This is a genomic window from Fodinibius sp. (assembly GCF_041642155.1).
In the GTDB taxonomy this organism is placed as follows: domain Bacteria; phylum Bacteroidota; class Rhodothermia; order Balneolales; family Balneolaceae; genus Fodinibius.
Map to the genome: position 1 here is coordinate 1 of NZ_JBEPWZ010000190.1, position 5,707 is coordinate 5,707.

Genomic DNA, 5,707 nt, shown 5'->3' on the forward strand with positions numbered 1-5,707 from the left:
ATCAGCGAGGTGGGGAACCCGACGATCCTGGCAACGTTCACCGTAATTTCGGCGGTGCTGCCTATGGCGTTTGTATCGGGACTGATGGGCCCATATATGAGTCCGATGCCGATCGGGGCTTCACTGGCGATGATTTTCTCACTAATTGTTGCCCTCGTTATCACCCCGTGGCTGGCCTATATTCTGCTGCCACACGGTAAAACGGAGAAGGATGAAAACGGGAAAGACAAAGCGTATGATCTGAAAGAGACACTGATCTATAGGTGGTATGAACGTACGATGAATCCATTGCTGGAAAGCACATCCAAACGATGGTTGTTTATCGGCGGGGTGACGGTATTGCTGCTGGCATCAACGCTGCTGTTTGTGTTTCGAATGGTGGAGGTAAAAATGCTGCCTTTTGACAACAAAAATGAAGTACAGCTGATCATTGACATGCCGGAGGGAACCACGCTTGAGCGGACCAACGCTGTGGCCCGTGAAGTGGGATTGAGTCTTAAGGATGTACCGGAAGTCAGGGATTACCAGATTTATGCCGGGAACAATGCTCCGATTAATTTCAACGGACTGGTCCGCCACTATGATTTGCGGCGGGGACCCAATGTCGCCGATGTACAGCTTAACCTGATTGATAAAGGCGAACGCAGTGATCAAAGTCACGCTATTGCCAAGCGTATTCGTCCCATCGTCCAACAAGTGGGCGAGAAATATAACGCCAATGTAAAAGTAGTCGAGGTGCCGCCCGGACCACCCGTGCAGTCCACCATTGTGGCCGAGATTTATGGTCCCGATGGAGACGAGCGCGAGCGTGTGGGACGTGAAGTGAGAGGTATCTTTGAACGTACCGAGGGTATCGTCGATGTAGACTGGATGCTGGAAGCGCCGCAGTACAAGTACAAGCTGGATGTGAACACCGAAAAAGCGATGATGTCGGGCATTTCATCGCAGCAGGTAGTGCAGACCGTAACGATGGCGCTGAGCGGAAAGCCGGTATCGCGTATCTATAGCGAAAAAGAGCTGAACGATGTGCCCATTGTCGTGAGGCTGCCCAAGGCCGACCGCTCTGACATTGACCAGTTGAGACAGCTGTATATGACGTCGGCATCCGGTGCGATGATTCCAGTGTCTGATCTTGTGACCGTTTCAGAAGAAACGCTGGAGGCCAGTATCCATCGCAAAAACCAGCGCAGGGTTACTTATGTACTGGCTGAAGTGGCCGGAGAGATTGAGAGTCCGGTATACGCTTTGCTGGATACCGGAGATGAGGTCGATGCCATCAATATGCCTGAAGGCTATACCCTGTCGCAGATTTTTGCGGGACAACCCTTTATGACCGATGACTACACGCTGAAGTGGGACGGGGAATGGCAGATCACCTACGAGGTCTTCCGCGATCTGGGCATTGCTTTTGCCGTAGTGCTGGTGATCATCTACATGCTGATTATCGGCTGGTTCCAGGATTTCAAAGTGCCCATAATCATGATGATCGCCATACCACTGTCACTGATTGGCATCCTCGTGGGTCACTGGGTGCTGGGAGCTTTCTTTACGGCTACCTCGATGATCGGGATGATTGCCCTGGCCGGTATTATGGTGCGCAACTCGGTCTTGCTTATTGACTTTATCAATATACGGATTGACGACGGCGAGTCACTCAAACAGGCCGTAATCGAAGCCGGTGCGGTGCGCAGCATGCCGATTTTGCTGACGGCCGGTACCGTTGTTATTGGAGCGGTTGTTATCCTTTTTGATCCGATATTCCAGGGTCTGGCCATCTCGCTGATGGGCGGGGCGGTGGCATCCACAGCGTTGACGCTGATCATGATACCGCTGATCTACTTTATGGTAGAGAACAAGGTGAAGGAGTTGAAAGAAGAGCAGGCGGAAGCTAAGCAGCGACCGTAGCCGGCCTGCAGGTTAGAGGCAGGAGTCGAATCCCAATAATTATAAAACATCAATACTATGAAGCTATTAATAATACTCAGCATCGAAGAATATACTGATGACGTCCGTAAGATCCTGGCGCGACAGAAGGTTCCCATTTACAGTGAAACGAGCGTACATGGTTTCAGAACGGGGGAGTACCAGCCGGACATCACAAACTGGTTTGCCAAAGATGACCACGGCGTGTATTCAACGCTGTTCTTTTCGATACAAAATGGAGGATGCGTAAAACGCGTGCTTGACGAAGTCAAAGTATATAACAGAGAATCGGGTGCAGAACAGCAGAATCCAATCCACGCCTATTCACTGAACGTGGAAGAATCAGTTTAATCAAACAGCAAGTTTCAATAAACCAAAAAACCAATACCATGAATATTCAAAATTCAAGTTGTTCAACGATGCGGCCGATGGAACGTGCGATACGAATCCTGGCTGGTACATTTGTAACTTTAAGTGTGGCATTGGGATACTTCGTAAGTCCCTACTGGTTTTTGCTGACACTGTTTGTCGGTCTGAATTTATTTCAGTCGGCATTTACCCGATGGTGTCTGGCTGAACAGATTTTTGCCAGGCTGGGCATCGGGATGGAAAAAAAAGTCTCAACCGGAAGCCAAAGGCAAAAGCTAAGAGGAGATTAGCATGATACGTTTGAGTATCCGGTCGGCAGGCCAGTAAATGGTACAGGAGAACGAGCCTGCAGCTTGCTTATCCTGTTGATGAGAGATTACATGATATACGTTAAGTTTTAACAACAATTGATTTAAAAAAATAATGGACGGATTAACAGTAATAATAATGGTAGGTGCTGCAATAGCTCTTTTCTATTTCTATAAGCTCAAAAATTCAGGAAATATGATACCTCCACAAAAGTTTAAAGAACTCTTAGAAGAAAAGGGGGGCGTTATTATTGACGTCCGAACGAAGAATGAATACAATAACGGACATTTAAAAAAAACGGACTACAATTTTGATTTTTCTTCTGCCGATTTTGAACGTCAAATTGAAATGCTGGATAAGGACAAAAATCACTTTTTGTATTGCCGGTCGGGGTCCAGGAGCGGGCAAGCAGCCCAGATTATGAAACGAAAAGGGTTCGAAAATGTGTATAACATAGGTGGATTACAGAATCTTGTTAATGCCGGATTTGAAAGCAGCCAATGAGCCTGTTCAGAATATATTCAGATCGCCAGTTACAAAAAATAAGAAGCTCGTTATGCCGAACTTTTTGCTTTTTAGTTTGTGTCCCGGCTCTAATCTGATAGTATTTATTTATTGTTTGGCTATACTCTGTGTAGTAACGAGCTTCCTCTTTTTACAAATCTAAATGAAGGATGCAGGTTTTCGGGCTAAAATTCGAATCACATTTGCCGTTCCCTCGTGATGCTTGCCTTCCTCCAGCTCAATTTCCGCGGTATCGGCATGGTTAACCTGGAGTTCGTTAAAATCTTCAAGCAGATCATTTAGCTCATACAGCATGTCCGGATCTTGGGGTCCGCCGGAATTATTGTCTATTTGTTCTTTTGAAAATGCTTCCAGAATAAGGTGTGCGCCCGGCTTTAATCCGCCTATCATTTTTTGATGTATTTCCCGCCGACTGGATTGATGCAAGTGGGCATAGATCAGGGCTACGGCATCGTAGTGCTCATCGATGATGTCAAAATCTTCATAGTTACTCAGGTAGTAATTAATCGTTACGTGGTTACGCTTGGCCAGTTCCTGCGCTTTGTGACGCCCCTTTTCACTGATATCAAATGCATCCACAATCCATCCTTCACGGGCGGCATATATGGCATTTCGCCCTTCTCCCTCGGCCGGCAGCAGCAGGCGTCCGGCTTCCAGCTCATCAATTTTTTCCTTGAAAAAGTGATTGGGCTGCGTGCCGTAGATATAGTTGCCGCTCGCATAGCGATCGTCCCAGAATTGTTTGGCTTCTTGTACGGTTCTCATGGGTAAGTATTTTTTTATTTAAAAAGATAGATAGCGATTGGCAAAACGTTATTTCGTGTAAGATCATTCTTATTGGTATGTCTGCAACGTTGTCACATACCAATAGTTAGATATAAAATGATAAATGTAATACTTAAAATACTGCCGGCTGTGGTTACACTTATGGCAGCGGTGGCCATGGGGCGGATTGGTCAAGATATTACGCCCGGCCGGGTGACGTTCAGCTGATTTTGACTGAGCATAATACTTTTGGGCATTGGCGCAAGGCGCGGATTATTGCTCGGCCATTTCCATCATCCACCGGGCAAAATTGGCCGAGCTGTAATCGGCAATACCTTCCTTCTTATAGACAACTTTTCCCTGTTTTGAGAGCACATAAGTGGTTGGCAGGTACGGGCTTCGAAATTCACTCGGCAGCGCCGAGGCCGGAAAATAATAGGGCATCGGAAAATTTTTCCCCTCCATAAAGTCAACGGCTTTCTGCTTATTTTCGTCCATCGAAAGTAAAAGGAATGCTATGTTTTCATGGCCGCTAACATTGTCGTAGAGCGTTTCGATGGTCGGCATCTCGGCCACGCAGGGTGGACACCATGAAGCCCAGACATTGACAAAGACCACATCGCCGCGGTAATCGTCCAGCGACACTGTTTGTCCGCCGGCCGTTTCCAGGGCAAAGCGGTAGTCCGCATCCGAGAGCATGGGACCGTCGGTAGTGGCAATCTCGGAGGTATTCGCATCAAACAGGCCGGTCCACAGCAGGGCACGCTGCATGGTGCCAAGCACCTCGGTGTGTAAGCCGGTGGCGTAAAGAACGGCCCCGGTTGCTAAAATAACGCCCCACTCTATAAGGCTGCGCTTCCAGCCGCTTGTTTTTTCCTTTTTATCTGAGGTCATGTTGTGATCGTTTTCAATGAGTTTTTATTAAGCCTGCCGGAGTGTTGAATACCCCGTATTATGGTTTGGCTATTTCGATTTTTTTAAGAAATGCTTCCGCATCCATAAATCCGACGACCCGGGCTTCGCGTATCTCGTTGCCGTCAGAATCTAAAAAGACAACGGTTGGTACGCCGGCGATATCATACTGTTCTCTGAGTTTTTCTGATCGCTCGGAGTCATAACGGGTAAGGTCCACTTTCATACGTACGAAATCGGCGGTGCTTGCGATGACTTCCTCATCGGTATACGTCTGTCGCTCGAGTTCGATACAGGGGATGCACCAGTCGGCGTAGAAATCAAGTATTACCGGTTGACCGATTTGCACGATACGTTCTGCGTCGTACTGCCGCCATTCGATCCCTTCTTTTTGCAGGTTTTGGAAAAGCAGCAGGGCACCGATCAGAGCTCCAATACCGGTTGCATATTTCACCCATCGGAAGGTGCGTTTATCGCTTCCTGAACGTTCAAAAAATCCGAGATAAATTCCACCGGCTGCGAGGGTGACCAACACCGACCACATCGTATAGCCCGGCCAAAATGCGAGGAAAAGATAAAACAGGGCTACACCTACTAATACGACACCGAACAGTTTCTTAATCCAGATCATCCAGGTGCCGGACTGCGGCAGTTTACTGAGATAACCGCTGAAAGTACCGAGAAACAGGTACGGTATTCCAAGCCCGAGTGCCATAACAAAGAATGCAAAAAAGCCGAATAAAGGACTGCCCTGCGCTCCTACAAAAGCGAGCAGGGCAATGATGGGCGGTCCAATACAGGGGGCTGCAAATACCCCCACCAAAAGCCCCGACAGGAAATGACCGATATACCCGGTAGCCTGCTGCGTTTTCCCGAATTTTTGCATCATCCATGTCGGTGGCTG

The 5,707-nt window shown here is 47.9% G+C and carries 7 protein-coding genes; 4 read left to right on the plus strand and 3 right to left on the minus strand.

Going from position 1 to position 5,707, the window contains the following annotated elements; translation table 11 throughout:
- The 4 genes from ACESLU_RS10635 to ACESLU_RS10650 all read left to right on the plus strand — a co-directional run.
- Window positions 1-1,905: efflux RND transporter permease subunit (locus ACESLU_RS10635; RefSeq protein WP_372638630.1), on the plus strand; the 1,905-nt coding region annotated here is incomplete at its 5' end.
- 57 nt (window positions 1,906-1,962) lie between these two features.
- Window positions 1,963-2,274: a hypothetical protein gene (locus ACESLU_RS10640; protein ID WP_372638631.1), complete on the plus strand. Its 312-nt coding sequence runs from the start codon at window positions 1,963-1,965 to the stop codon at window positions 2,272-2,274.
- Window positions 2,275-2,312: 38 nt separating this feature from the next.
- A complete protein-coding gene (locus tag ACESLU_RS10645; protein ID WP_372638632.1) occupies window positions 2,313-2,582 on the plus strand; it encodes a DUF2892 domain-containing protein in 270 nt (89 codons plus the stop codon).
- 214 nt (window positions 2,583-2,796) lie between these two features.
- Entirely contained in the window at window positions 2,797-3,105 is a 309-nt protein-coding gene (locus ACESLU_RS10650; RefSeq protein ID WP_372638633.1) for a rhodanese-like domain-containing protein, read from the plus strand.
- 159 nt (window positions 3,106-3,264) lie between these two features.
- Here ACESLU_RS10650 and ACESLU_RS10655 read toward each other — a convergent pair whose 3' ends face one another.
- From ACESLU_RS10655 to ACESLU_RS10665, 3 genes are all read right to left on the minus strand, one after another.
- Complete coding sequence (locus ACESLU_RS10655; RefSeq protein WP_372638634.1) at window positions 3,265-3,891, minus strand: class I SAM-dependent methyltransferase; 627 nt, start codon at window positions 3,889-3,891, stop codon at window positions 3,265-3,267.
- A gap of 273 nt (window positions 3,892-4,164) precedes the next feature.
- Window positions 4,165-4,785, minus strand: a complete 621-nt coding sequence (locus ACESLU_RS10660; RefSeq protein ID WP_372638635.1) for a TlpA family protein disulfide reductase — start codon at window positions 4,783-4,785, stop codon at window positions 4,165-4,167.
- 58 nt (window positions 4,786-4,843) lie between these two features.
- Window positions 4,844-5,707, minus strand: an 864-nt coding sequence (locus tag ACESLU_RS10665; RefSeq protein WP_372638636.1) for a protein-disulfide reductase DsbD family protein, incomplete at its 5' end; no start/stop codon positions are given.